This window comes from Aliivibrio friggae (assembly GCF_057368515.1).
On record NZ_CM170648.1, the window covers coordinates 630,756 to 656,012 of the forward strand.

The following is a 25,257-nucleotide window of genomic DNA, read 5'->3' on the forward strand; positions in this document are numbered from 1 at the left end:
ATGGATCACACAGATATCTTGTAAAAACAGGATGTTGATGTTTAAAACGGTGATGTTTGATGACGACAATCGCAGCTCCAAATCAATTGAATGCAATGACGTTTCCTTTACATGGAACACGTTTAATTGAAGCTTCAGCCGGTACCGGTAAAACCTTTACTATTGCCAGTTTATATTTACGTTTATTACTTGGCCATGGCGAAGAAAATAGCCGTCATAGTGAAGAGTTAACCGTAGATAGAATACTGGTAGTTACCTTTACTGAAGCAGCAACGGCTGAGTTGAGAGAGCGTATTCGAGCAAAAATTCATGATGCTCGTTTAGCCTTTGCTCGTGCTGTGCATAACAATGGTTATAAGAGTGGTGATCCGGTTATTGATCCACTGTTGGCATCTATTGGTGATCATAAGTCAGCAGCGCAGATCCTTTTGAATGCTGAACGCAGCATGGATGAAGCCTCAATCTTCACCATTCATGGCTTTTGTCAGCGAATGCTAACCCAGAATGCCTTTGAATCTGGTGCGCAATTTGAGAGTGAGTTTGTTACCGACCAAGCCAAATTAATGCATCAAGTGGCTGCGGATTTTTGGCGTCGCAGTTTTTATCATCTACCAAAAATGGTGGCTGAAAGTGTTTATGATTGTTGGTCAAGTCCATCTGCTTTATTAGGTGATATGGGCAATAGTCTTACTGGTGTCCCAAAGCATTTAACCGTTGAGCCACTTGAGAGTTCATTAGAAGAATTTTGCCAGCAAGGCATTGCTCGTATTGATGAATTAAAAAAACAGTGGTCAGAACATAGTGTCGATTTTGAAGCGCTAATTTCAGGTTCAGGTGTAGATAAACGCAGCTACACTAAAAAGAATTTACCAAATTGGTTAGAGCAAGTGTCATCGTGGGCCAATAACCCAACAACCTCATTGCAAGTACACGATAAGTTAGAAAAGTTTTCTCAAGAATTATTAATTGAAAAAACCAAAAAAGGTGAAGCGCCAGAGCATGCAGTATTTAAACTCATTGATGATTTTCTGGCTCAGCCATTAGAAATCAAACAGCCGCTGTTATCACTGGCTATCCATCAATGCCGTAAAACCTTACAGCAGGCGAAAGAGCAAAAAAATTGGTTATCGTTTGATGATCTGTTAAGTCAGTTATCTGAAGCTGCAGAAAATAAAGAAAACGCCTTATTGTTAGAAAAAATCCGCGAGCAATATCCAGTCGCTTTGATCGATGAATTCCAAGATACCGATCCTCTGCAATATTCGATTTTTAGTACACTTTATCAAGATCAGCCACAGTGTGGTTTATTTATGATCGGCGATCCTAAACAAGCGATTTATGCTTTCCGTGGTGCGGATATTTTTACCTATATTCAAGCTCGCCGCCAAGTTGCTGATCATTACACCTTGGATACTAACTGGCGCTCAACCGCAGATATGGTGTCGTCAGTGAACCGTATTTTTGAACATGGCAAACAGCCTTTTTTGTACGATGACGATATTCCATTTTATCCGGTTAAATATAACCCTGTTAATGCCGAGCAAAAATCATGGGCGTTAGAGAATCAAACTCAGCCCGCGATGACTTTTTGGTTGCAAGAGAGTAAAGATGGTAATCCGGTAAATAAAACCAGTTATCAGCGTGTTATGGCAGAATCAACCGCAGCACAAATTCAAACCATTTTGACTGGAGCGCAACAGGGTTCGGCATATTTACAAAACGGAGAGAAAAAGCAAGCCATCAAAGCGGGTGATATTGCGGTTCTGGTTCGTACAGGTAAAGAAGGTAAATTAGTTCGTGAAGCCTTATCAAAACAAGGTATTGCGAGTGTCTATTTATCTAACCGTGATAGCGTATTTTCTTCTCCATTAGCTAAAGATGTATTGCGTTTATTGCAAGCGGCAATGATTCCGACTGATGCACGAGCAGTGCGTTCAGCATTAGCATCGTCATTATTTGCTTATACCGCCGATCAACTGCATCAATTTAATGTCGATGAAATGCAGTGGGAGCAAGCAGTTAATGAGTTTCGCGCCTATCGTAAGCATTGGCTACAGCGCGGTATCATGCCGATGTTGCATCAAATCATTACCCAGCAAGGGATCTCTGAGCGCTTATTGGCTGAAAATGGCGGTGAACGTCAACTGACCGATTTACTACATATCGGCGAGTTGCTGCAACAAACCAGTCAAACCTTAGACAGTGATTATGGTTTATTGCGTTGGTTATCTGAGGCTATTTCAGAGCCTAATGGTGATTCAGAAGAGCAGACGGTACGCTTAGAATCAGAGCGTAACCTGGTGCAAATTGTTACGATCCATAAATCAAAAGGGTTGGAATATGACTTGGTATTTTTACCGTTTGTTTGTTCTTATCGTGCGATAGATAAAAAAGGTGAAGTCAGTTTTTATGATGAAGATAACCGTTACTCAGTATTGGATTTATTAAAAGAAGATGAGTCGGTAGAAAAGGCAGAGAAAGAACGCTTAGCCGAAGATTTACGTTTGATCTATGTAGCACTGACTCGTGCGGTTTATGCCTGTTATATCGGCATGGCGCCAATCACGAAAGGCATCTCGAAAAAGCCACCAACAGGTGTTCATCTATCGGGCTTAGGGTATCTAATTCAACAGGCGGATGAATGTAATGTTGAAGAGCTACAAGCGTGTCTTGAAAAGCTGATTGCAGGCAATTCGCCTATGGTGATCCAATCACCTCAAACGGTAACCGACGAGTTATACCAAGAAACTCAGGATGATCATAGTGAGTTACATGCCAGTAAATTAATTGAACCCGTTAAGAGTAATTGGTGGATGACCAGTTATTCAGGCTTGGTAAAACAAGGTAATCATCATAATGATGCCTCGTTAGAACTCATTAATTTGGATATCGATTCAGCTGAAGATAAAGACGAGAAAGAGTTAGATTTAGAGCCAGAGCGCACCATCTTTACTTTCCCTCGCGGTGCCAGAGCGGGTACGTTTTTACACTCATTATTTGAAGAGGTTGAATTTACTCAACCCATTAACAGCGAAGAAAATACACAAATAATTATTAAGCTTCTAGAGAAAGAAAATTACGATGTTGAATGGTTAGAGGTCGTTCAAACCATGATGCAGCGAGTGTTAGATTGCCCGTTGGATGGCCAAGATTTATGTTTATCAAATAAAGGCCCAACTCAACGCTTGGTCGAAATGGAGTTTTTACTTCCTATCACGTTATTGAACTCAAGCTTGGTTAATAAAACTATCGCGAAACATGATGAAGTTTCAGCACGAGCAGGGGATCTTGGTTTCTCTACGGTTAGCGGCATGCTAAAAGGTTTTATCGATTTAGTGTTTGAGCATGAAGGTAAATATTACGTTCTCGATTGGAAATCAAATCATCTGGGAGACTCCCCAGAATGTTACGGTGGAGAAGCCTTAGTTGAGGCGATGCGAGATCACCGTTATGACTTCCAATACCAATTATATGCTTTAGCGCTTCATCGATTCTTGAAAAGTCGCATTGCCGATTATGACTACGATACGCATTTTGGTGGTGCGTATTATATTTTCTTGCGCGGTGTTGAAGAGACTCACGAGGGGTATGATGCCAACGCTAATGGCGTATTTTATTCAAAACCGAGCAAAGTATTGTTAGAAGAGTTAGAGACATTGGTAGATGGAGAAACAATCGATGCTTAAGCAATTACAACACTTAATGGCTCATGGTGTACTTCGCCCATTGGATCTTCAATTTGCTAAATTTATCGCTCAACAAGAAAAAAATAGCGATAAAAATCTCATTATGCTGTTGTCTGCGATTACAAGTCATGAGTTAGGAAAAGGTCACGTCTGTATTGATATTGAGCAGATAGAACAGGGCGACCTTTTTACCTTACCTGCGAAATATCGTGATGCGCTATTAGAATTAGTTCCAGAAAAAAGTAGCTGGATTTCTGAGTTAACCAATGCTTCTACAGTATCAAATGGTACAGAAGCAAAGCCTTTAGCCTTTGATGGTGCTCGTTTGTATTTACAACGTTACTGGGCATTTGAACAACGAGTATCTAATCGTATTACTAAAGCGGCGCAAAGTGTTGCGGTAAACCTTCAGTTATCGAATACGTTGGATGAGCTATTTGCCCGTCAGTATCATTTCTTATTTTCAGCATTGAAAAAGTTAGAGAATAATAACCAAGTTTCTCGCCAACAATTAGTGTGCGATATGCTTGATGTTGTTCAGTCTGATGATCTGGATTGGCAGGCAATTGATGCAATTCTGTTAGCGGCGACTAAATCTTCTGAATTAGAAACGTTAGATCAATTAATTCCAAATAACCACTGTGTTAATTGGCAAAAAGTAGCAGCAGCTGTGGCGTTAACTCGTCGATTCTCTGTTATTTCTGGTGGTCCAGGAACGGGTAAAACAACCACAGTAACCAAGCTTTTGGCCTCCTTAGTGACACAAGCTCAGCAGGATAATAAAAGCATAGCGATTAAACTGGTTGCTCCAACCGGTAAAGCCGCGGCGCGTTTGACCGAGTCCATTGGTCAGGCGGTACAATCCATTGGTTTAGCACCTGAAGTGAAAGAAGCGATCCCAACTGATGCGAGTACACTGCATCGCTTACTTGGCTATATTCCCAATCAAGTGGATTTTCGTCATAACAAAGCCAATCCATTACACCTTGATGTATTGGTGGTGGATGAAGCGTCTATGGTCGATTTGCCTATGATGGCACGACTACTCGATGCGGTACCAGAGCATGCTCGCGTCATTTTATTGGGCGATAAAGATCAGCTTGCTTCGGTTGAAGCGGGAGCGGTGTTAGGTGATATCTGTCAGTTTACCAAAATGGGTTACAGTCAGAATCAAGCCCAACAATTATCTCAATTAACAGGCTTTAATCTACCGGCACAGTCGCATAATAACGCGGTTGCAGATAGCCTATGTATGCTGCAAAAGAGCTACCGTTTTGATGCGCGTTCAGGTATTGGGCAACTTGCCAAAGCCATTAATGAAGGCAGTAAATTTAAAGTAGAAGCTGTATGGGCCAAAGGGTTCTCAGACATTCGTTTTCATGATTTAAGTAATGATAGCTATAACGCAATGATCACCATGATGGTTAATGGTTACCGTAGTTATTTAGGTCATATTCACGCAGGTGATAAACCAGAAGTTGCATTGAAAGCCTTTAACCAAATTCAATTATTATGTGCAATGCGAGAAGGGGATTTCGGCGTTGTTGGTTTAAATCAACGTATTGAGAAAGCGCTGAAGAAATCCGATTTAATTCCTCATGGTGATGAAATTTGGTATTCAGGTCGTCCTGTCATGGTCACACAAAATGATTATGGCGTTGGTTTGTATAACGGTGATATTGGTATCGCAATGCCAGACCCTGTTGATCAACGTTTACGTGTTTATTTTGATATGCCAGACGGTTCAATTCGTGGTGTGTTACCAAGCCAGTTACCTGAGCATGAAACCGTTTATGCCATGACGATCCATAAATCTCAGGGCTCTGAATTTGAACATACTGTCTTGGCATTACCTGCTGAGTTCAGCCCAATTTTAACCCGAGAGTTAATTTATACTGGTGTGACTCGAGCAAAGAAAAAACTCGATCTGTTCGCAACAGAAAAAGTGGTGGCTCGAGGGGTGATGATTAAAACTCAGAGGAATAGTGGCTTAACGTCGTTGATGAGTTAGAGCAATAACAGTGGCTAGTAAAGGAAATAGTAGTCACTGTATTATTTCATATACGTAATAGTGATTTTCGTCAGCACCTCTAGTAAATCTTGAATAAATGCCTATAATTGCGCCTCTAAAATTCGGAAGGAATGCCGGATATTCTGTTTTTATTCCAATGTTATAAATTAGATGATTGATTACATTGGGTCTAAGGCGTTCACTTATATGTTTAAGTTACTTGTTTCAATGCCGCCTGCGATGGCGCTTATCATTGCGATTATTTCAGAAGTAATAGCAACCTCTTATATTCCTAAAACAGAGCAATTTACTAAGCTATCTCCAAGTATAATTGTCGCTGTGGGTTATGCGATTGCTTTCTTTTTACTTTCAGTAACAGTAAAAACCATGCCTGTAGGAATTGTTTACGCAATATGGAGTGGTGCTGGAATTGTCTTAGTGGCGGGTATTGGATACTTTGCATATGGGCAAAAACTAGATTTACCTGCAGTAGCGGGAATCGCCCTTATTCTATCTGGTGTACTCGTTGTTAATTTATTTTCTAACACTGCTGGTCACTAGAGTTTAAGCTTACTCGTTTTATAATAAAGGCCGCAACTGAATCACTCTATTGCGGCCTTTATTTATTATTGAGTCTTTAATACTAAAATTTTCGATTTACGCTGAAAGTTGTACAGTTTCTGCTTTGTCATTGGTAAGTGTGAAACATCAACTTCAACGAAGCCTTGCTCTCTAAACCAGTGGAGACTGCGAGTGGTCAGAACAAATAGTTGTGATAATTTGAACTGTTTTGCTTTAGTGCGTAAACGGGTAAGTAAGGTAACTCCGCGGTCACCATCTCTATAATCTGGATGAACGGCAACGCAACCCATCTCTGCCATTCCGTCTTCAGGAAAAGGATATAAAGCAGCGCAAGCAATCACTAACCCATCTTTTTCTATAATCGTAAATTGGGCAATCTCTTGCTCTAATTGTTCTCGAGATCGACGAACTAAAATACCTTCTTCTTCTAATGGATGGATTAAATCCATAATGCCACCGATATCATCAATCTCAGCATCACGAATTTGCTCTGAGCTCGCCATAACAACTTGAGTTCCAATACCATCAAAAGAAAATAGCTCTTGGATTAATGCGCCATCTTCTTTGTAACTGATCAAATGGCTACGAGGAACACCCGCTTTACATGCAGTGATTGAGCCTTTTAAAAATCGAATGGTTCCGGTTGAATTACCATCATTTAGATCTATGTTCTCTTCTAATCGTTTAAGAATAACTTCTGCTTCACTTGGAAATAGCTCTGCTAAAATTTGCCCATTTTCATTCAAAACGCCTTGCTCAGAACAAAATCCAATGAGTTTGTCTGCGTTCAGACGAATAGCAAGTTGTGTTGCGACATCTTCTGAAAGTAAGTTAAAACACTCACCAGTAACGGAGCTAGCAACAGGGCCAAGTAGAACGATAGATTGTTGGTCGAGCATTCTATTTATACCGTTAGTATCGATACGACGTACACGACCGCTGTGACAGTAATCGACACCATCATCAACACCAAGAGGTTGAGCAATAATAAAGTTGCCACTAATGACATTAATTTGTGCACCAGCCATCGGTGTATTGTTTAAACTCATCGATAAGCGGGCGGTAATATCGAGCTGAAGCTGACCTGCTACTTGTTTGACGAGCTCTAAGGTTTGCTCATCAGTAATTCTTATTCCTTTGTGGAAAGGCGCATGATGAGCAGTTGACTTAAGTTGTTCACGCATTTGAGGGCGAGTACCGTAAACAATGACAATACGTAAACCGAGTGAATTTAAAAGCGCGATATCATTAACGATGTTAGCAAAGTTAGGATTAGCAATGGCTTCGCCACCAAGCATAATCACAACGGTTTTATCGCGGTGAGCATTTACATAAGGAGCTGATTGACGAAAGCCTTTAACTAGCGCTGTGCTACGAAATTTCACTATACTTCATCCATGAGTGATTTTTTATGTTGTTATAATGACTATTTATTTACTTATCTACAAGTGTTTAGTACAAGGTCACATAAGTTTTTCTTAATATTTCTATTATTTGCCGATATGCTTATATATCTGTTGGTTTTATTAGGCATTACAATGAGTCAAGCTCAAGAAAAAGAGTTGAGAAAAAGAAAAATCCGATTAATGCTATTAATTGGTTTTGTTGCTGTGGGTTTAGTTGCTTCGATATTTGCGGCAATGTTTAGAGCGGGTGTTTTTGCACAAATGCCTGCGTCTCAATTGTATGGTAACTGGGTTGAGCAAGGAGTCCCAAGTTATGCTCGAGACAGTTTTACTATCAGTGCTGGTGGAATTTATACTCATGGGCGTCTAATTAGTACTAAGTTTGATTTTGATGGTAGTCAATTAAGCTATAAGCATGGTGGAACAACATACATCTATATGGTTGAAGATAATGATGGTGCGCAATTGCTTCGAACTAAACCTACGCATTATAAATCCAGCTTCCGTAAACAATAATCGTTATACCTTCCAAGTAAGTACTTTGTAGTGGCTTACTTGGATAATTCCCCACAGGTTTGTGTCAAGTTTTGTTAAAATTCTCCTTTTCTTACATTTATTGCAGTGTAAGGAATTGCTCTCCCTCTATTTGTTTGTCATTCTTCTCGCACTATTTATCAATAAGGCTTCATTGTGTTTCGTAAATTTTCTCTTGTATGTGTTCTTCTTGCTCTAGGTGGTTGTGCTGATCGTCCTACGGATCGCGCTCAGCAATATCTTGATGGTGGATTCAGTAATAACTTAAACGAAGTTAATGAGATTGAATCGGATAAGCCTTCTGATTTTAGTGCCTTTAAAAAACAAAGTGCAGAAGTTATTAAGCGTTCTGAGTCGATGTCATTACGTTATGAAGAACTGTACGTTCAATTGCAAAAATGGATCGATGAGAGCTCTAATCCAGCAGAGCTTTCAACCTATGGTATTCAATTTGCTCAAATGGGCGGCGGTGACAAGCAGGGGAATGTAATGTTCACTGGTTACTTTTCTCCTGTGATTGAAATGCGCCACACGCCAAATGAAACGTTTAAATATCCAGTTTATGATAAACCTGATTGTGGTTCAGATTGCCCAACACGAGCAGAAATTAATGCAGGTGCATTATCTGGTTTAGGTTTAGAGCTTGGTTACTCTGACAATATGATTGACCCGTTTATTATGGAAGTTCAGGGTAGTGGCTTTATTCATTTTGGTGATGATGACAAGCTTCAGTATTTTGCCTACGGTGGTAAAAATAATCACCCTTACGTAAGTATTGGTAAGGTATTGATTGAGCGTGGCGAAGTTGAACGTAAAGATATGTCACTTAAAGCAATTAAAGAGTGGGTTGCTAAAAATGATGAAGCGACGGTTCGTGAGCTGTTAGAAACCAACCCATCTTATGTGTTTTTCTCTCCACGAGACGCTCACCATGTACTAGGTACGGCTGGGATCCCTTTACTTGCTGGCGCGGCGGTTGCGGCGGATCGTACTTTATTGCCTATGGGAACCCCTATACTTGCAGAGGTACCTCAATTAGATAAAGACGGTAAGTGGACAGGTAAGCATGTGTTGAAAGTATTATTGGCATTAGACACCGGTGGAGCAGTAAAAGAAAATCATTTAGATCAGTATTATGGAATGGGATCTGAGGCGGGTATTGCTGCGGGTCACTTTAAACATTTTGGTCGTGTTTGGAAATTAGGCTTAATCGATACGGAAACAGAAAACCCGTGGGTAATGCCGAAAAAGAAATAATCGACATTGAACCTTGATCTTCTAAAAAAGAGTGCGTATAAATCGTGCTCTTTTTTGTTTTTGAGTAAGGTAACCCCATGCGCGAATTAACCACTCCTGCTTCTGAAAGTTATGACCAACGTTTTGGTGGCACTCGCCGTTTGTATGGTAATAGTGAAGTAGAAATTATGCGTGCTGCACATGTATGTGTTGTAGGTATTGGTGGTGTAGGCTCTTGGGCTGTTGAAGCGTTAGTTCGTACTGGCCTTGGTGAGATTACCTTGATTGATATGGATGATGTATGCGTCACTAATATTAATCGTCAAATTCATGCAATGACAGGTACTATTGGTCAAAGTAAAATTGAAGTAATGGCTGAACGTATTAAATTAATCAATCCTGAATGTAAGATTAACTTAATTGATGACTTTATTACGCCTGAAAACCAAGCTGAATACATTTCTAAAGAGTTTGATTACGTGCTTGATGCTATCGATAGCATGAAACCTAAAGCGGCATTACTGGCGTATTGTAAGAGTAATAAGATTAAAGTGATCACGACGGGTGGGGCGGGTGGTCAAACCGATCCGACTCAAATTCAAATCACTGATTTAACCAAAACAATTCAAGACCCATTAGCGAAAAAATTGCGTGACACTTTGCGTCGTCATCATAATTTTACGAAAAATCCAAAGCGTAAATTTGGCATTGATTGTGTTTACTCAACAGAGCATTTGAAATACCCACAAGCGGATGGCTCTGTATGTGCGACTAAAGCAACTGCTGACGGCCCAAAACGTATGGATTGTGCGAGTGGTTTTGGTGCAGCTACGGTGGTAACTGCGACCTTTGGTTTTGTTGCGGTGTCGAGAATTGTAGAGAAGTTGATTGAAAAGCACGGTAAATAGGGACTAGGATTCAGGACGGTCGCAAGCTCCCTCAAGGTTTCAGGTATAAGCGCTATTATTCCAACGCTCTCCCTGAATCCTTCAAGCGAAGCGGCCTTAAGCCTGCTCTATTAGTTCATTTATCGTTTCAATGATAGCTTTAAGTCCATTACCACGTGATGGGCTTAAATGTTCAATTAGCCCTAATTGAGCAAAATACCCATCCATATCAAACGTGCTAATCTCTTGTGCCGTTTTATTATTAACCGCAGCCATTACTAACGCGATAAGTCCGCGAACAATTCTTGCATCAGAATCAGCACAGAAAAAATAAACCCCATCGATTACTTCATGCTGTAGCCACACTTTGCTTTCACAGCCTGAAATCGTCACATTATCTTGTTGCAGTTCTTCAGGCATTTTAGGCAGTTTTTTACCTAATTGAATCACGTTACGGTAACGATCTTCCCACCCTTTTGCTTCACTCATTAAATTGAGAACAGTTGTGTGAGTAATATCAAAACCAAAAGGTGACGATGGGAATGTAGACATAAATAAAATACCTTAAATTTGAGCTTATAGCATATCTGCGGCTTTATTTAGCGCGTCGATAAAACGTTGAACATCTAGCTTCGTATTATACAAGGCAAATGAAACGCGTACAGTACCCGTTAGCCCTAATGCATCTAGCATAGGATGAGCGCAATGATTACCAGAGCGAACGGCAATGCCTTGTTGATCAAGTAGAGTCGCTATATCTTGGTGGTGGACGCCATCAATAACAAAAGAAAATAGGCTCGCGTTATCTTGTAAACCGATGAATCGTAAATCTTCAATACCTTTGATGCCATCAATAGCCATCTGGCGAAGTTCATTAATATGAGCATTAAGATCATCATGGGCGAATTGCTTAACCCAGTTAATCGCTGTAGCAAAAGCAATCGCACCAGCAACGTTTGGTGTACCAGCTTCAAATTTCCCTGGAAGCTCTGCAAAAGTGGTTTTCTCAAATGAGACTTTCTCAACCATTTTACCGCCACCATGCCACACTGGCATAGATTCTAATAAATGCTGTTTGCCATAGAGAGCACCAATGCCAGCTGGAGCAAATAATTTATGGCCAGAGAACACATAAAAATCGGCATCCATTGCTTGAACATCAATATCATGATGAACAATCCCTTGAGCACCATCAATAACAACAATAGCACCTATCTGATGTGCAGTTTTAATGATGTCATCAACGGGGTTTAATGTACCCGTTACATTAGTTACTTGAGCCACGGCAACAATTTTGGTGCGCTTGGTTACCAATGACTCAAATGCATCCATATCTAATGTGCAATCGGTTTTCATTGGAATTTTTACAACGGTTGCTCCCGTTTGCTCTGCGACAATTTGCCAAGGCACAATATTCGCGTGATGTTCTAATTCACTTACTAAGATCTCATCGCCTGCTTGCAGTGTGCTTCGCGCATAAGTTTGAGCAATTAAATTAATCGCTTCGGTTGCACCGCGAGTCCAAATGATTTCTTTACTGCTGTTGGCATTGATGAAGTGTTGAACGGTTTCACGAGCTTGTTCAAATTGCAGTGTTGCTGAGGCGGTTAAGCTATGACTGCCACGATGTACATTAGCATTACTTTTTTGGTAGTAATCTTGAATCGCATTTAATACCGATAATGGTTTTTGCGTAGTCGCTGCGCTATCAAAATAGGCAATCGGCTGACCATTAACATCTTGGGTTAAAGCGGGGAATTGAGAGCGAACAGCGTCAATAGTAAATGCAGTCATAGTGATTTCTTTAATAAGGGTAAGCAAACAGAGAGAATGATGCGGATTTCTGTCTCGTAAGTCAAAATTACAGACAAAAAAAAGCACCGTATTAAACGATGCTAATAATCTTTCTAACCAAAAGGTCAAAAATACAGGAAATAATTGGGTACTGTTTACAAATAGTTGTAATCAATACTCGGGCTCTAACAGTCGAGCCAATATGCAAACACAACATTGCAGTTTAGAGGGATAAAAAATACTCAGGGAGGAATATATGTCTTTCCTCTAAACTACGGGGGCAATATTAGGTTTTATCTGGTAGTTCGGCAATGGACAATTTATAATACTAGGTATTAAAAAAACTAATGGTTCAGAATGTGAGTTCTTATGTCTCGAAGATTACCACCTTTAAATTCTTTGCGTGTGTTTGAAGCGGCAGCTAGACACTTAAGCTTTACTCGTGCTGCGGAAGAATTGTTTGTTACTCAAGCTGCAGTTAGCCACCAAATCAAAGCGTTAGAAGAATTTCTTGGTTTGAAATTATTTCGACGTCGTAATCGTTCTTTACTGCTTACTGAAGAGGGGCAAAGTTACTTTTTAGATATTAAAGAAATTTTCTCTTCGTTGTCAGAAGCAACAGATAAAGTATTGGAAAGAAGTGCGAAGGGTGCACTAACCATTAGTTTACCGCCAAGTTTTGCTATTCAATGGCTTGTTCCACGTTTGTCGGATTTTAATAATAAAGAACCTGACATTGATGTTCGAATTAAAGCGGTTGATATGGATGAAGGCTCTTTGACTGAAGATGTGGATGTTGCTATCTATTATGGTCGTGGTAATTGGCCTGGTTTACGTGTTGATTTGTTATATCAAGAGCAACTATTACCATTATGTTCACCGCAAGTGTTGTTAAATGAAAAACCGTTAGCAACGATTGACGATCTACGTTTTCATACGTTATTGCATGATACATCACGTAAAGATTGGAAGTCGTTTGTAAAACAATACAATTTAGAAGGCATGAACGTTAATCATGGGCCTATTTTTAGTCATTCAACCATGGTGTTACAAGCGGCAGCTCATGGACAGGGAATCGCATTAGGAAATAATGTCCTTGCTCAACCAGAGTTAGACGCGGGTCGTTTGGTTGCTCCTTTTGAAGAAGTATTAGTAAGTAAAAATGCCTTTTATTTAGTATGTAGTGAAAAACAGGCTGACACTGGAAGAATTGCGACCTTTAGAGAGTGGATCTTAAGTAAAGCTCGCAGTGAACAAGAGATCATCGACGATGAATAGTCGCTTATGTCTACTTATTGCTAGCTTTAGTGGTGCAATAAGTGTTGGTTTAGGCGCTTTTGGTGCTCATGGTCTAAAGTCGGTTTTATCGCCATATCTACTTGATGTGTATGAGACTGCAGTGCAATATCAAATGTGGCATACGCTTGCTCTGTTTGGATGTGGAATTTTGTTGAGAAATTCATTTTCAAAAGGGGTATCATACGCCGCCTTGCTATTTACCATTGGAATATTACTTTTCAGTGGTAGTTTATATGCATTAGTGTTCACCGGAATAAAATGGTTTGGGCCAATTACTCCATTAGGTGGACTCTGTTTTATTATCGGTTGGCTAACGCTGGCTGTTTCAACTTATCGTTTGACTGAGGTTTCAAAGTGAAACAAGTAATGTTCTATTGTCGCTCTGGTTTTGAGAAAGAGTGTGCAGGTGAGATCCAAGATAAAGCCACTCAACTTGAAGTGTTTGGTTTTCCTCGCCTAAAAAATAATACAGGCTATGTGCTATTTGAATGCTACCAGGAAGGCGATGCAGATAAATTGATCCGTGAGATTAAATTTAATGAGCTGATTTTTGCTCGTCAAATGTTTGCGGTAGCAACTGAATTAAGTGATTTACCTTCAGAAGATCGTATCTCACCAATTTTGAATGCATTAGTTGATGTTGAAAATTTACCATGTTGTGGTGATATTCGTATTGAAACACCTGATACGAATGAAGCAAAAGAATTATTGAAATTCTGTCGTAAATTTACAGTACCAATGCGTATCGCATTACGTGGTAAAGAGATGCTAACACCAAGAGATTCAGACCGAATCCCTGTCATGCATATTTGTTTTATTGCACCGGGTCAGTGTTACGTTGGTTACTCTTATACCAACAATAACTCAAAATTCTTCATGGGTATTCCTCGTCTGAAGTTCCCGTCTGATGCGCCAAGCCGTTCAACACTTAAGTTGGAAGAAGCGTTTCACGTATTCATTCCACGAGATGAGTGGGATACTCGCTTAGCTTCTGGCATGTGGGGCGTTGATTTAGGTGCCTGTCCAGGTGGTTGGACTTACCAACTTGTTAAGCGTTCTATGTTTGTTCATGCAATTGATAACGGCATGATGGCACAGAGCTTAATGGATACAGGCCAAGTAAAACACCACATGGTTGATGGTTTTAAATTTGAACCAGCAAGAAAGAACGTAACGTGGATCGTGTGTGACATGATTGAAAAGCCTGCACGAGTTGCGCACCTTATGGGTGAATGGTTAATTAAAGGTTGGGCTAAAGAAGCACTATTTAACCTTAAATTGCCAATGAAAGGCCGTTACGATGAAGTACTTCAAGATATTGAAAACTTAAAAGAGTTTTTGAAGAAGAATAACTTCCAATACAAGCTTCAAGCGAAGCACTTGTATCATGACCGTGAAGAAATTACGGTTCATATCCAAGCGATTTCTAATATTTCTCCTCACTAATATTGATGTAATACCAATTATTGAGAGATAAAAATAAACGCCCGCAGGTCATTTGATCTGCGGGCGTTTTTATTTAAGATAAACTATGCACATAGAAGCTAATATGCTTTTCCTCAAAAGAAGGATGGCTATATTTGGTGCTGATGGCTCAGCAATGACAAACAGCTTTTTTGCTCCAAAGCACATTAGCTTCTATATATTGTGGGATTTATAATTCTAGTCCCTAGTCCCTAAATCAGGCTTTACATAGCGAATATCTTGCAAATTAAACCCAAGTTCAATATCGGTTCTTAACCCTGCAACCTTACGGCACAGAATAGCTGTGTCATAATGCTCATCAAACTTCTTACGATATTTTTTCGGTAACTCTTCAGATTCGTTTGCCGCTTCAATCGTTGGGAATTGAGTTAAAATTTCTAAGGCAGCTTTAGGACCTACACCTGGGATCCCCGTAATTTTACTTGAGCTAATTCCAGCCAGTCCCCAATAATCAGCTAATTGCTCAGGCTTTAGACCAAACTCTTTTTCAACAAAAGGGGCATCCAACCAACGATGTTGAAAGTAATCACGAATTCGCAGCGTTGGAGACAGTAATTGGCAATACCCTTTATCTGTCGAAATAATAGTGACTTGTTCATTATGGGAGGCAACTTTATTAGCAAGAGTTGCGACTAAATCATCGGCTTCATCACCATCAGATAACAAGGAATCAATGCCGAGTTTCCACCATGCATCTTGAATATCATCCATGCCTTTTTGTAGAGCTTCAGGCATTGGTTTTCTGTCTTCTTTATATTTCGGTAACACTTCTGCTCGCCAACCTCGATCTTGTAAGTGGTGGTCAAATACAGCGATGATATGGGTTGGTTCAGTTTCTTTTAAAATACGATTTATTGTGCGGCTCGTTGTGGTGATTACCGCTTGAATGTCATCTTGGTTTGGTTGAGCTGAGTGAACACGACGAATAAGATTTAATGCGTCAATAATAACCAGATGAATTGCCATAACGTATTCATTCCTATCTAGAAAAAAAGAAAAAGCCTATGCGTTTAGCATAGGCTTTATATTGTACGTTACAGAAGGGGAGATATTCCAGCCTTAATCTACAACGATTTCATAGCAAGGTTCGTATTTGGAACCTGGTAGTTTCATGCGACCCTGTTCAACAAAGTCTTGAAGAAGACGATCCATCTTTTTCATTAATATAGGATCACCGTGTAATTTAAACACGCCATGCTCTTCTATTTCAGCGATACCTTCAGCTTTGACATTACCAGCCACAATCCCTGAAAACGCTTGGCGTAGGTTGGCAGCAAGATTCTCTGTGGGCTGATCTAAATGTAAATCAAGTGAAGACATTGCTTCATGAGTCGGTTCGAACGGGTGTTGGAACTCAGATTCAATTTTTAGTGCCCAGTTAAAGCTATAAGAATCATCAGTCGCTTTACGATACTCTTTCACTTTCTTGATACCATGATTGATAATTATGGCTGCTTTTTCTGGATCACCAACCACAATCTCATAATAATGAGTTGCCTCTTCTCCAAGCGTTTCACGAATAAAGGTATCAATAGAAAGGAAGTAAGCTTCACTCTCTTCTGGCCCAGTTAACACAATTGGCATCGGTTGCTGGCGGTTAGCTGGATTCATCATGATACCTAAGATATACAACAATTCTTCTGCTGTACCAGGGCCGCCAGGAAAGATCACAATACCATGAGCCATACGAACGAAGGCTTCTAATCGTTTCTCAATGTCTGGCATGATGATCAGTTCATTTACGATAGGATTTGGTGGCTCAGCAGCGATGATTGAAGGTTCAGTTAATCCGACAAAACGACTGCTTGAATAACGTTGTTTCGCATGACCAATCGCAGCCCCTTTCATCGGTCCTTCCATTGCGCCAGGGCCACAGCCTGTGCAAATATTTAATTCACGTAACCCTAATTCATGGCCTACTTCTCGAGTGTATTGGTATTCAATTGGATTAATTGAATGACCGCCCCAGCAGACCACTAAATTTGGTTCTATTCCAGTATGTAGGGCTTTAGCATTGCGCAGAATACTGAAGACGAGATTAGTTAAATGGGTATCTTTGGTGAGATTTAGACGGTTATGATCCGCGATTTGCATATTAACGTAAATCATATCGCGTAAAACAGAAAAGAGATGTTCCTGTATTCCTTTAATAATATTTCCATCAACAAAGGCGTGTTCAGGTGGGTTACTTAGCTCAAGTTTAATACCTCGGTCACGACGAGTTACAGATACGTCAAAAGACTTGTATTTATTAAGGAGTTCTTTTGAACTGTCAGTATGACTGCCTGAGTTCAATACGGCTAATGTACAATTTCGGTACATTCGATATAAATCACTAGAAGCGGTTTTTTTTAATTGGTCGACTTCTAATTGTGATAGCAAATCCATGCTACCTGCCGGACTAATATGAGTGATCATATAGTGCCTCCCTAGCTGTTTTTATTATTGTTTAATTACTAAACTTACACAGCAATGGGAGGATTTGCGAGAAAAAGACAACAAAAATGAGAGGTTTACAAATATATGAGTTGCTCAGTACCTTTGGATTTCTGTTTGTACAGAGCATCAATAGCGCGCTTGATTACTTTTTCAGGAATATCACTGTTAGTAAATTCAGAGCTGCAAATAGAGACTGTTATCTGAACGTGGTCGTTTTTAAACTTGAAGGGAAGTTTTGAAATAGCCAATTGAATCGCTTTAAGTACTTTATTCCTTTCTTCTTTTTCGGTTTCTGTAAATAAGATTAAGAACTCTTCGCCACTAAAACGAGCAACAAAGTCAGTATCAGCGACTTGATTTTCAATAGTCTTGGCAATAATTGATAGCGCTTTATCACCAGCGAGATGACCAAAACGTTCATTAATACGTTTGAATTGATCAATATCTATCATCGTTAAAACAAGTGAGTGTTGATGACGAACCCAACGTTTGTACTCTAAGTCTAAACGTTCATGCATAGCTGCACGGTTGTATACTTTGGTTAGTGGGTCTTTAAATACGCGTTGCTGTTGATCATCTAACTGACGACGATATTCAAGTGTTTCTTCATACAAGTGGTTTAATTTTTTTGTTGTATATTCATGGCGCTCAATTAATGCAGACTCACGCTCTTGCATGGCATTATTTCGCTCTGATAAGTCTCGCATTTCACTTAACAGCATCGCCATTTTTTCTTTATGCTCTCGCTCGCTCGCTTTACTTTCTAATAGGCCTTCAGCTTGCTTAATTAAGAGCGAATACTCTTCATTAAGTAATGAGCGTTGTTCTAAGTAAGATTGTCCCTGAGCTTGGTTCTGCTCGCTGGTTTTTATAATCTGAGCGACTTGAGTATTAACATCACCAACGAAGACTTGTGATGCCTTACGTTCATTGTTCGTGCCTTCTAAAACTAATTGCAGCGTTTGCAATGCTAAATCAATAAGAGAGATTGCATCTGTGCCGGTTAATAGTTTATTGCGGATCTCAAGTAACTTATTACCTGATGAACTATTGAAATCAAGCTCTGAGATAAGATGCTGTAATTCGTTACTTAACTGCTCTTGAGTATCAACATCAATAATTTCATTGTTGTTGATTTCAGAAGAGAGTTTACCAACAGAAATGAATTTAATCGCACGTTCATATAATTCAACTAAGCGGACAATACGCTGAACATGCTTACAGCCATCTTGAGAAGGGTGTTGCAGAAGAATTCGCAAATCACGTTTAAGGCCAGCAGGAAGACCAACGACACGTTGAAGAGTTTCACCGCAGTATGAAATATGGTCATTCATAACTGCGTGCTCTCTTTGTACCGTCATTTTATAGCGGTTAATAAGGCGCTCAAAGGTGGCGATTTGTACCGTAAGATCGGACGTATTTTCTACTTGTTCGATACTTGATGCAAGTTCTACAATCTCTTTATCTAGCTCGCTATCATGATGTTTACACGCAGCACAAAAGCGCAAGATAATGCGTTTTAATAGCAATATTTCACGACGTGACTTCAAGGTAGAATCACGGTGTGATAAACGTGTTTGATCTAGCTGTTGCTTTAATTGACTTAATTCTGAGGCAACGATGGATACTTCAATCATAATAACCTAGGAGGCAATCCCTGTATTTATAAAAACTGTTAAACTATTGATAGGATCAATTTATTTATAATAACAAAATTATAAGTAACAGGTTTGAAAAAATGTAACATTTGTTTAATTGATAATCATTTAGTAATGAATATTATTAAATTTGTGATGTGTTAGCCAAATCATTAATTAATGCCTTGGCTTGTCACTTTAATCAAACCTTGATTAATCGCTTGCTCACACGCAGAGAGTATATTATTACTAGCAAAACTTGCCGCTGGAGCGTTATCTATTGCTCGGTAGTGAACCCATTGGCTTTCAGTACCTTCTTTATTATTGTTACACGCGTTGTTTGTTGCCATAAGAAGAATATCGATCAGTTCTCGATCATTAATAGCAGTATACGCTCGTGGTAAAAAAGGATACTCAACCATTCCTATATTTACGATTCTGTTTGTCATGGCTTTAGAGTCAAAATTATTAATCCAACGTTGAATTGTTTCAGCCATTTCTTGAGTACTACATGTTGAATCGGATTTATGCTCAATGTAAAGAAAACTTGCATCTGAGAAGTGATAAATGCGACTAGGTAAAGTAACTACGGTTGATAGATAATCGCCAAACTCTTTTTCAATGGCTAAGCCACCTTGGTAACCATGAGTAAAATACAGCTCTTGTAGCATGGGTACATGAAAGAGAGTAAAGCGAAGACGATCACTTAACGGTTCATTGATTAACTCACCTAAATGCCACTGTTCTATATTCGTACTACTTTGTTGTAAAGATGATGGTAATCTTTCGGTTAATAAACGGAAGTTACGTAATCCACTTCTTGGGTGTGTGTAGTACTTATTTAATAGCAGGTGTAAACGCTTTTTCAAAAAACGGTTTACTTGCTGTTTTCTGAAAGCATAGATAGAAATTACCGTTAATAATACAAGAAGAAAGCCGGCAATTTTTTGGATTTTTCGTGTTTGTAAGTGATTATCTTTTAATTGTAATTCTAAGCCTTGATAGTGCAAAAATTGTTCAACGATGCTTTTTTGTTGGCGAAATACTTCTTCATTAATTTCATTTTGAACCGCTTGAATCGATGAGTTTAATGTCTCATATTCTCTTTGGGACTTTAGCGCGAGTTCATATAGCCCCATTTTCTCATAGGTTGTAGAAAGCAATTTTTGAGATTGTAATTTTAACGAAACATCATTATCTCGTTTACTGTATTTAATGGCTTTTTGTATTTGTTCAATAGCAAGTTCTGCTTTATTTTTTACTAGATAAAGCTTGGCTTGCAAGAGCGCTGCATTGGCTTTTTGTTTTGGTAACTCGACATACTCATTAAGATTATTTGCTTGCTTAAGGTAGTGCTCACTTAACGCATAGTTATAAAGTGAAAAGTAGGTATTAGCGATATCTAAGCGTAGTGAAATGAGTTTGTTAACGTTGTTTTTTTCTTTTTCCTGATCCAGTGCATTAAAATATTGAACTAGTGCTAAGTTAAATCGACCTTGTTTTAAATGGATCTGAGCAATTAAAATTAAGACATTTGAGAGTTGCTCACTCTTATTATAACGACCATAAAATTCAGCAGATTGAGAGGCATGCTCTAATGCTTTATCTAGCACTTGTCTTTGGAAAAATAGTTGGCCAAGCAAAAAATTCGCACTGGCTAATTGACCACTTTGGTCGGCTTCAATCGATTGCCAATACGCGCTCAATAATTCAGTCAACGCTTGATCAAATTGTTTGTTTTTTAAAAAATGTTTACCATAAGACAGGTGATAATAAATCATGCTACTAGGGTCGTTAAGTGAACTTCCGTGAGATAGGGCCTGTTTATAATACTGTTGGGCTTTGCTGTTATTATCTTGTTTAGATTCAACTTCTGCATGGATTAATGCCAACCCAAAATAGAGCTTTTGATGAATCGCAATTTGCTTATCAAATTCATTTAACTCACGACTAATATCATCCAAAATAACATTCGTTTCATCGACGTCATTGGTTAAATTCCACCAAAGCCCCGCATAGATTAATTTTGACTCTAAGTAGCCAGCCTGTAAGTGAAACTCTTGAGCAAGTGATATTGCTTGTTTGATCGCTTTTATTGATTCGCGATTACGACCAAGGCGTTTATTTGCAAGTGCTTTAATTTGGAATGCTTCTACGGTGCTAATCGGAGTTCGAATAGTTCGTTCTGAATCATTATTAACCTGTATGCGATTAGGGTCTTGTTCTGGAGTGATCTGACGTTGCTCTAAATATTGTTCAGCAATAGTTCGGGATTGTTCAGGGTTTGTATCGAGCAATTGATAAGCGTCATTTAAAATAGGCGCAGAAAAAAATTTAGCCCAAGCTGAAAGCGGTAGAAAGAGAAAAATAAGAAGAAAGCATTGGCGCAAAGACATGTAAATAATCCATTAGAAAGCAACCGTTACATACTAGCGATGTGGTGAGATTTGTCTACTAAGATCTATTCTTAGTAGACAAAATAGAGCGTTTTTTACTGGCGAGCTAAACGAAGGTTGTGAGTTGGTTTCTCTATATGTGAACTGCGGAATGGATTAATATCTAAGCCGCCACGACGGGTATAACGAGCAAATACGGTTAACGAATTTGGCTTACAGAATTTCATAATATCAGTATAGATACGCTCAACACATTGTTCATGAAATTCATTGTGTTGGCGGAATGAGATTAAGTAGCGCAGTAGCTTCTCACGATCAATTTTATTGCCTATATAACTAATCTCAACACTGCCCCAATCTGGTTGGTTTGTAATTAAGCAGTTAGATTTCAATAAATGACTGTGTAAGGTTTCTTCAACTAACTCTTCAGACGTGCTTGATTGTAAGTATTCAGCATCAAACTCATAATTATCAATAATGATATCTTGGTTATCGATACATTCACCAGTCATATCAACAATAGGCTGTTGAGAGTAAGTTTGAACTGGGTGGATCTCAACCTTTACATCACCGCCTGCACAGGCACTTAAATCTTTAATTAAGGTGCGAGTAACGTCATCCCATGATGCAAATTTAGTTTGGTTAAAGCTGTTCAAATATAATTTAAATGACTTTGATTCAACAAGGTTTGGGCTGGTTGCAGGCAGAGTGACATCGCCAACGGCTACTTGAGGTAAACCGTTTTGGTTTAGCCAAGATAGTTCATAAAGCGTCCATACATCACAACCAACAAATGGCAGTTCATCACCTAAATTAAGATCGTCTCGGTTTAAACTACGAGGAACGGCTTGCAGCAATTCTGGTTCATAGCTGTGTTTATATTCGGTTTTTTGGCCAAGAGTCAGAGATTTTAGCTCATCAGCATTGGTGTATTTAGTCATATTGAAAATGCCAAAAGTAGATTAGAATAAGAATAACGGAGTAAACAGTCGTTATTCATTTAATGTAACCTAGTTTACTTGAATTTTTGCCTTATTAGGAGAATCGAATGCCACTTTCGGTAGAGCAAGCGCTTGCTAACTTTAGTCAACGTTATGTTGAAGCATGGAAAACAAAACATAATAGCCTTCCGATAAATGAAGAATTAGTGGGATTAGCTTCTCCTTGTATTGATGAAACTCGTGATTTAGAAATTTCATGGCAACCCGTTAATCGTGATGAAAGCATTCGCTTAGTTAATATTGAGCAAGGTATTGAGCTTGATTTACATGACGATTTCCATGCCTTTTATGGCGCACAATTCAGTGCTGATATGATGGCAAAATTTGGTGATATGAATGTAGAGTTGCTTCAAGTATGGAGTGATGAAGATTTAGAACGCTTACAAGGTAATATGTTAGGTCATCTTGTGATGCAACGCCGATTAAAATTAGTCCCAACATTATTTATTGCCGTCACCGATGATGAAATGGAAGTGATCTCTATTTGCAATCAAACAGGTGAAATTATTTTAGATACGGTTGGCACCAAGAAAAGAACTGTATTGGCTAAAACAATGACTGAGTTTTTAGAAAAGCTTGAACCTGTTGTTGAATAAGCTCGGTTATTAAGATAGATAAAGTGCCATGATTTAATAGATTCCGATAAACGTATTTGTCGGAATTTTTATTGTAAAGATGTTAGGAAAGAAGCGGTAATGTTTGTAACTGAATTAGATTTTGAAGTGTATTGTGATACCTCAATGGCAGCAGTAGAGAAAGCCATCAATTATTGTTTAGATTGTCTACGTTATAACGGACAAGTAATTGGGCGCGAGCTACCAGTGGTTATGAAAGGAACCAACTTTGTTGCTCGAGTGGTTTGTCCTGAAGAAGATTCACTTCACCCAGATAATCATAGTCCGCAAGTAAAACTAGCATTTAAACAATTAAGTGAATTTGGATTACTACAACCTAAAGTTAAGATTGTTGGTCAAGACATGAACTCTGATCCAAGTGATGAGAGTGAAAAGATAAGTTGGCAAATTCTTTATACTAGCCACTTACATACTTGTTCTCCGATCCGTCATGGTGAGACATTTCAGCCAATCCCACTCTATCGTTTACCTGCTGTTGCTAATGGCGATCAAAAACAGTTTATTAAATGGCAAGAAGATTGGAGTGCTTGTGATCAATTACAAATGAATGGTTCTGTTGTTGAGCATCCGTCTTTGCATGAAATTAGCTCAAGTAAAAGTCATTTATTTAAGCGTGGTTGGGATTTATGCCGCCGTATGGCTGTAGTTAGTGGTATTCCAACGTATTTATATATTTATCGTGTTGCTGGTGAAAGCAAAGAAAAAGAACTCGCTCGTAAATGTCCAGTATGTGACGGTGAGTGGGCGTTAGAAGAGCCAGTTCACGAAGTGTTTGATTTTAAATGTGATGAGTGTCGATTGGTCAGTAATCTGTCTTGGGATTTTAAAGACTGATATTAATAAAATACTTATTCCGATAAAAAAATGGGAGCTCATTGTGAGCTCCCATTTTTTATTTTTAACGTTCTATTTTTTAGCTATTTATTTTTTAAATTTAGCAAGAATACGATCTAGTTGATTGGCAAATTCACGTCGGTCAGTTTGTGACAGCGCTGCAGGGCCACCAGTTTGAATACCACTGGCGCGCATTGTCTCCATAAAATCACGGATGTTCAGTCGTGCTTTAATGGTTGCTTCTGTATATAGTTCACCACGAGGGTTTAATACTTGAACTTTCTTTGCGATTAACTCTGCTGCCAAAGGTATATCACCACTGATCACTAAATCACCCGCTTCTGAGCGTCTTACGATTTCATCATCTGCAACATCAAAGCCAGATTCAACCTGTATTGATTTAATGTTGAAAGCGGTTGGTACCGGAATATAGTGGTTTGCAACAAAAGTAAGTTGAATACCAGTACGTGTAGCGGCACGACAAAGTACTTCTTTGACGACTTTTGGACATGCATCAGCATCTACCCAAATTTGCATTATTTGTTCTCCAGAGCAGCTAAACGTTGTGACAACTCTTTTACTTGAAGTTCAAGTTGAGCAATACGTTCATCTGCTGTTAATGGGGTCTCTTTGACTTCAATTTTTGGAATGTTTGAAGTGGACTTAAAGGATTTAACCGCAGTAATAATGGCTGGCATTGGTACTTGAGTTGTTAATCGTGAGCGAACAAGAGCCGTTGTTGGTTTTTTTCCTTCATCGGTCAAGTCTTGCAATATTTTTTGCAGTTCATCCGTTACGTTTTTCATTATGACGTCCTATGTTTCATATGAACTCATGATAACTAAAGATCAACATTTCTACTATAAGAATAAATACGTGATCTAGATCTCTCTATTTTAGACGGAATAGTTAAAGAAAAATGGAAAAATAGGAATTAGTCTGTGCGAGATCTCTCACACAAAAGGTGAGAAATATCGTTTCTTTTATCATAAATAAACACCATTTGTTTGTTAAGTTACTGTTTTGTAAGGTTGGTTTCTTTTTGATTTGATATATTGAAACGAGAAGTAAATAAAAAAGTGTCGCTATACCATTGTTCAAAAAAGTCAAAAGCGTAATCTTATTGGTGTCGGAAGGATGCTGACACGGAACAGGAATTGACCAAGGATTTGGTACGCTTCAGGATGAGGCACTCGGTTACTTAGGATGAGTAATCGGCATGGAAAGCAAAATCGGACATTGAATGGATTCAATAGTAACTAGGATGGTTACTACTAAGGAAAGACAATGGACACCTCTAGGATAGAGGAAGGATTAAACATCAGGATGATGTAAAGGACACCGCTTAAGGATTAAGTGAAGAGAGTTAGCGAAGGATTGTTAACGGATCAGGAT

At 39.0% G+C, this 25,257-nt stretch carries 21 protein-coding genes; 11 read left to right on the forward strand and 10 right to left on the reverse strand.

Translation table 11 applies throughout. The features are described from left to right. Window positions 1-59 precede the first annotated feature (59 nt). The 3 genes from recB to AC2INI_RS02955 all read left to right on the forward strand — a co-directional run bounded on the left by recB (window position 60) and on the right by AC2INI_RS02955 (window position 6,258). Window positions 60-3,686, forward strand: coding sequence for an exodeoxyribonuclease V subunit beta (gene recB / locus AC2INI_RS02945; RefSeq protein WP_486305311.1), 3,627 nt, complete (start codon window positions 60-62; stop codon window positions 3,684-3,686). Continuing rightward, complete coding sequence (gene recD / locus AC2INI_RS02950) at window positions 3,679-5,697, forward strand: exodeoxyribonuclease V subunit alpha (RefSeq protein ID WP_122036066.1); 2,019 nt, start codon at window positions 3,679-3,681, stop codon at window positions 5,695-5,697. The genes recB and recD overlap by 8 nt, the downstream gene beginning before the upstream one ends. A 228-nt stretch (window positions 5,698-5,925) precedes the next feature. Then, the gene (locus tag AC2INI_RS02955) at window positions 5,926-6,258 is read left to right on the forward strand and encodes a DMT family transporter (protein WP_371413447.1); all 333 of its coding nucleotides are present in this window, start codon (window positions 5,926-5,928) and stop codon (window positions 6,256-6,258) included. A 65-nt stretch (window positions 6,259-6,323) separates the two neighbouring features. On the opposite strand, the gene argA is transcribed toward AC2INI_RS02955, so the two are convergent. After that, the gene (gene argA / locus AC2INI_RS02960; RefSeq protein WP_122036062.1) at window positions 6,324-7,664 is read right to left on the reverse strand and encodes an amino-acid N-acetyltransferase; all 1,341 of its coding nucleotides are present in this window, start codon (window positions 7,662-7,664) and stop codon (window positions 6,324-6,326) included. A gap of 153 nt (window positions 7,665-7,817) precedes the next feature. Between argA and AC2INI_RS02965 the strand changes: the two genes are divergently transcribed. The 3 genes from AC2INI_RS02965 to tcdA all read left to right on the forward strand — a co-directional run bounded on the left by AC2INI_RS02965 (window position 7,818) and on the right by tcdA (window position 10,363). Further along, window positions 7,818-8,201 (forward strand): DUF2850 domain-containing protein, encoded by a 384-nt coding sequence (locus AC2INI_RS02965; protein WP_486305312.1) that lies wholly within the window; start codon window positions 7,818-7,820, stop codon window positions 8,199-8,201. Between the two features lie 174 nt (window positions 8,202-8,375). Then, window positions 8,376-9,476, forward strand: a complete 1,101-nt coding sequence (mltA, locus tag AC2INI_RS02970) for a murein transglycosylase A (protein WP_122036058.1) — start codon at window positions 8,376-8,378, stop codon at window positions 9,474-9,476. 77 nt (window positions 9,477-9,553) lie between these two features. Next, on the forward strand, window positions 9,554-10,363 hold the full coding sequence (gene tcdA, locus AC2INI_RS02975) for a tRNA cyclic N6-threonylcarbamoyladenosine(37) synthase TcdA (protein ID WP_122036055.1): 810 nt from the start codon (window positions 9,554-9,556) through the stop codon (window positions 10,361-10,363). Between the two features lie 96 nt (window positions 10,364-10,459). Here the strand turns inward: tcdA and csdE are convergent, their stop codons facing one another. Both csdE and csdA read right to left on the reverse strand, forming a co-directional pair. Further along, a complete protein-coding gene (gene csdE / locus AC2INI_RS02980) occupies window positions 10,460-10,894 on the reverse strand; it encodes a cysteine desulfurase sulfur acceptor subunit CsdE (RefSeq protein WP_122036053.1) in 435 nt (144 codons plus the stop codon). A 24-nt stretch (window positions 10,895-10,918) separates the two neighbouring features. Continuing rightward, window positions 10,919-12,136: a cysteine desulfurase CsdA gene (gene csdA / locus AC2INI_RS02985; protein ID WP_486305313.1), complete on the reverse strand. Its 1,218-nt coding sequence runs from the start codon at window positions 12,134-12,136 to the stop codon at window positions 10,919-10,921. 369 nt (window positions 12,137-12,505) lie between these two features. Between csdA and AC2INI_RS02990 the strand changes: the two genes are divergently transcribed. The 3 genes from AC2INI_RS02990 to rlmM are packed head-to-tail and all read left to right on the forward strand — an operon-like array spanning window position 12,506 to window position 14,881. After that, window positions 12,506-13,414: a transcriptional regulator GcvA gene (locus AC2INI_RS02990; protein ID WP_122036050.1), complete on the forward strand. Its 909-nt coding sequence runs from the start codon at window positions 12,506-12,508 to the stop codon at window positions 13,412-13,414. After that, entirely contained in the window at window positions 13,407-13,793 is a 387-nt protein-coding gene (locus AC2INI_RS02995; RefSeq protein ID WP_486305314.1) for a DUF423 domain-containing protein, read from the forward strand. The genes AC2INI_RS02990 and AC2INI_RS02995 overlap by 8 nt, the downstream gene beginning before the upstream one ends. Next, window positions 13,790-14,881: a 23S rRNA (cytidine(2498)-2'-O)-methyltransferase RlmM gene (rlmM, locus tag AC2INI_RS03000; protein ID WP_105054109.1), complete on the forward strand. Its 1,092-nt coding sequence runs from the start codon at window positions 13,790-13,792 to the stop codon at window positions 14,879-14,881. Before AC2INI_RS02995 ends, rlmM begins: the two co-directional genes overlap by 4 nt. Before the next feature lie 216 nt (window positions 14,882-15,097). Here the strand turns inward: rlmM and xni are convergent, their stop codons facing one another. The 5 genes from xni to queF all read right to left on the reverse strand — a co-directional run bounded on the left by xni (window position 15,098) and on the right by queF (window position 22,333). Next, the gene (gene xni, locus AC2INI_RS03005) at window positions 15,098-15,886 is read right to left on the reverse strand and encodes a flap endonuclease Xni (protein WP_446703274.1); all 789 of its coding nucleotides are present in this window, start codon (window positions 15,884-15,886) and stop codon (window positions 15,098-15,100) included. 93 nt (window positions 15,887-15,979) lie between these two features. Then, window positions 15,980-17,338, reverse strand: a complete 1,359-nt coding sequence (gene ppnN, locus AC2INI_RS03010) for a nucleotide 5'-monophosphate nucleosidase PpnN (protein WP_122036044.1) — start codon at window positions 17,336-17,338, stop codon at window positions 15,980-15,982. Window positions 17,339-17,433: 95 nt separating this feature from the next. After that, window positions 17,434-18,996 (reverse strand): GGDEF domain-containing protein, encoded by a 1,563-nt coding sequence (locus tag AC2INI_RS03015; protein WP_122036041.1) that lies wholly within the window; start codon window positions 18,994-18,996, stop codon window positions 17,434-17,436. A gap of 173 nt (window positions 18,997-19,169) precedes the next feature. Beyond that, on the reverse strand, window positions 19,170-21,392 hold the full coding sequence (locus AC2INI_RS03020) for a tetratricopeptide repeat protein (protein WP_122036038.1): 2,223 nt from the start codon (window positions 21,390-21,392) through the stop codon (window positions 19,170-19,172). A 95-nt stretch (window positions 21,393-21,487) separates the two neighbouring features. Continuing rightward, window positions 21,488-22,333, reverse strand: a complete 846-nt coding sequence (gene queF / locus AC2INI_RS03025; RefSeq protein WP_122036036.1) for an NADPH-dependent 7-cyano-7-deazaguanine reductase QueF — start codon at window positions 22,331-22,333, stop codon at window positions 21,488-21,490. 107 nt (window positions 22,334-22,440) lie between these two features. Here queF and syd point away from each other — a divergent pair, with 107 nt between their 5' ends. Further along, the gene (gene syd / locus AC2INI_RS03030) at window positions 22,441-22,989 is read left to right on the forward strand and encodes a SecY-interacting protein (protein WP_122036034.1); all 549 of its coding nucleotides are present in this window, start codon (window positions 22,441-22,443) and stop codon (window positions 22,987-22,989) included. A gap of 99 nt (window positions 22,990-23,088) precedes the next feature. Continuing rightward, entirely contained in the window at window positions 23,089-23,862 is a 774-nt protein-coding gene (locus AC2INI_RS03035) for a Zn-ribbon-containing protein (protein ID WP_122036033.1), read from the forward strand. An 87-nt stretch (window positions 23,863-23,949) separates the two neighbouring features. On the opposite strand, the gene AC2INI_RS03040 is transcribed toward AC2INI_RS03035, so the two are convergent. Further along, a complete protein-coding gene (locus AC2INI_RS03040; RefSeq protein ID WP_061005246.1) occupies window positions 23,950-24,399 on the reverse strand; it encodes a YaiI/YqxD family protein in 450 nt (149 codons plus the stop codon). Next, a complete protein-coding gene (locus AC2INI_RS03045; protein ID WP_122036031.1) occupies window positions 24,399-24,668 on the reverse strand; it encodes a hypothetical protein in 270 nt (89 codons plus the stop codon). The genes AC2INI_RS03040 and AC2INI_RS03045 overlap by 1 nt, the downstream gene beginning before the upstream one ends. Window positions 24,669-25,257: the final 589 nt, after the last annotated feature.

Excerpts from the sequence above, each read along its gene's own strand:
- csdE (WP_122036053.1), bottom strand. The coding sequence starts at position 10,894 with ATGTCTACATTCCCATCGTCACCTTTTGGTTTTGATATTACTCACACA.
- AC2INI_RS03045 (WP_122036031.1), bottom strand. The coding sequence starts at position 24,668 with ATGAAAAACGTAACGGATGAACTGCAAAAAATATTGCAAGACTTGACC.
- syd (WP_122036034.1), top strand. The coding sequence starts at position 22,441 with ATGCCACTTTCGGTAGAGCAAGCGCTTGCTAACTTTAGTCAACGTTAT.
- queF (WP_122036036.1), bottom strand. The coding sequence starts at position 22,333 with ATGACTAAATACACCAATGCTGATGAGCTAAAATCTCTGACTCTTGGC.
- xni (WP_446703274.1), bottom strand. The coding sequence starts at position 15,886 with ATGGCAATTCATCTGGTTATTATTGACGCATTAAATCTTATTCGTCGT.
- AC2INI_RS03040 (WP_061005246.1), bottom strand. The coding sequence starts at position 24,399 with ATGCAAATTTGGGTAGATGCTGATGCATGTCCAAAAGTCGTCAAAGAA.
- AC2INI_RS03015 (WP_122036041.1), bottom strand. The coding sequence starts at position 18,996 with ATGATTGAAGTATCCATCGTTGCCTCAGAATTAAGTCAATTAAAGCAA.
- recD (WP_122036066.1), top strand. The coding sequence starts at position 3,679 with ATGCTTAAGCAATTACAACACTTAATGGCTCATGGTGTACTTCGCCCA.
- tcdA (WP_122036055.1), top strand. The coding sequence starts at position 9,554 with ATGCGCGAATTAACCACTCCTGCTTCTGAAAGTTATGACCAACGTTTT.
- csdA (WP_486305313.1), bottom strand. The coding sequence starts at position 12,136 with ATGACTGCATTTACTATTGACGCTGTTCGCTCTCAATTCCCCGCTTTA.
- AC2INI_RS03035 (WP_122036033.1), top strand. The coding sequence starts at position 23,089 with ATGTTTGTAACTGAATTAGATTTTGAAGTGTATTGTGATACCTCAATG.
- AC2INI_RS02995 (WP_486305314.1), top strand. The coding sequence starts at position 13,407 with ATGAATAGTCGCTTATGTCTACTTATTGCTAGCTTTAGTGGTGCAATA.
- recB (WP_486305311.1), top strand. The coding sequence starts at position 60 with ATGACGACAATCGCAGCTCCAAATCAATTGAATGCAATGACGTTTCCT.
- AC2INI_RS03020 (WP_122036038.1), bottom strand. The coding sequence starts at position 21,392 with ATGTCTTTGCGCCAATGCTTTCTTCTTATTTTTCTCTTTCTACCGCTT.
- ppnN (WP_122036044.1), bottom strand. The coding sequence starts at position 17,338 with ATGATCACTCATATTAGTCCGGCAGGTAGCATGGATTTGCTATCACAA.
- AC2INI_RS02955 (WP_371413447.1), top strand. The coding sequence starts at position 5,926 with ATGCCGCCTGCGATGGCGCTTATCATTGCGATTATTTCAGAAGTAATA.
- AC2INI_RS02990 (WP_122036050.1), top strand. The coding sequence starts at position 12,506 with ATGTCTCGAAGATTACCACCTTTAAATTCTTTGCGTGTGTTTGAAGCG.
- AC2INI_RS02965 (WP_486305312.1), top strand. The coding sequence starts at position 7,818 with ATGAGTCAAGCTCAAGAAAAAGAGTTGAGAAAAAGAAAAATCCGATTA.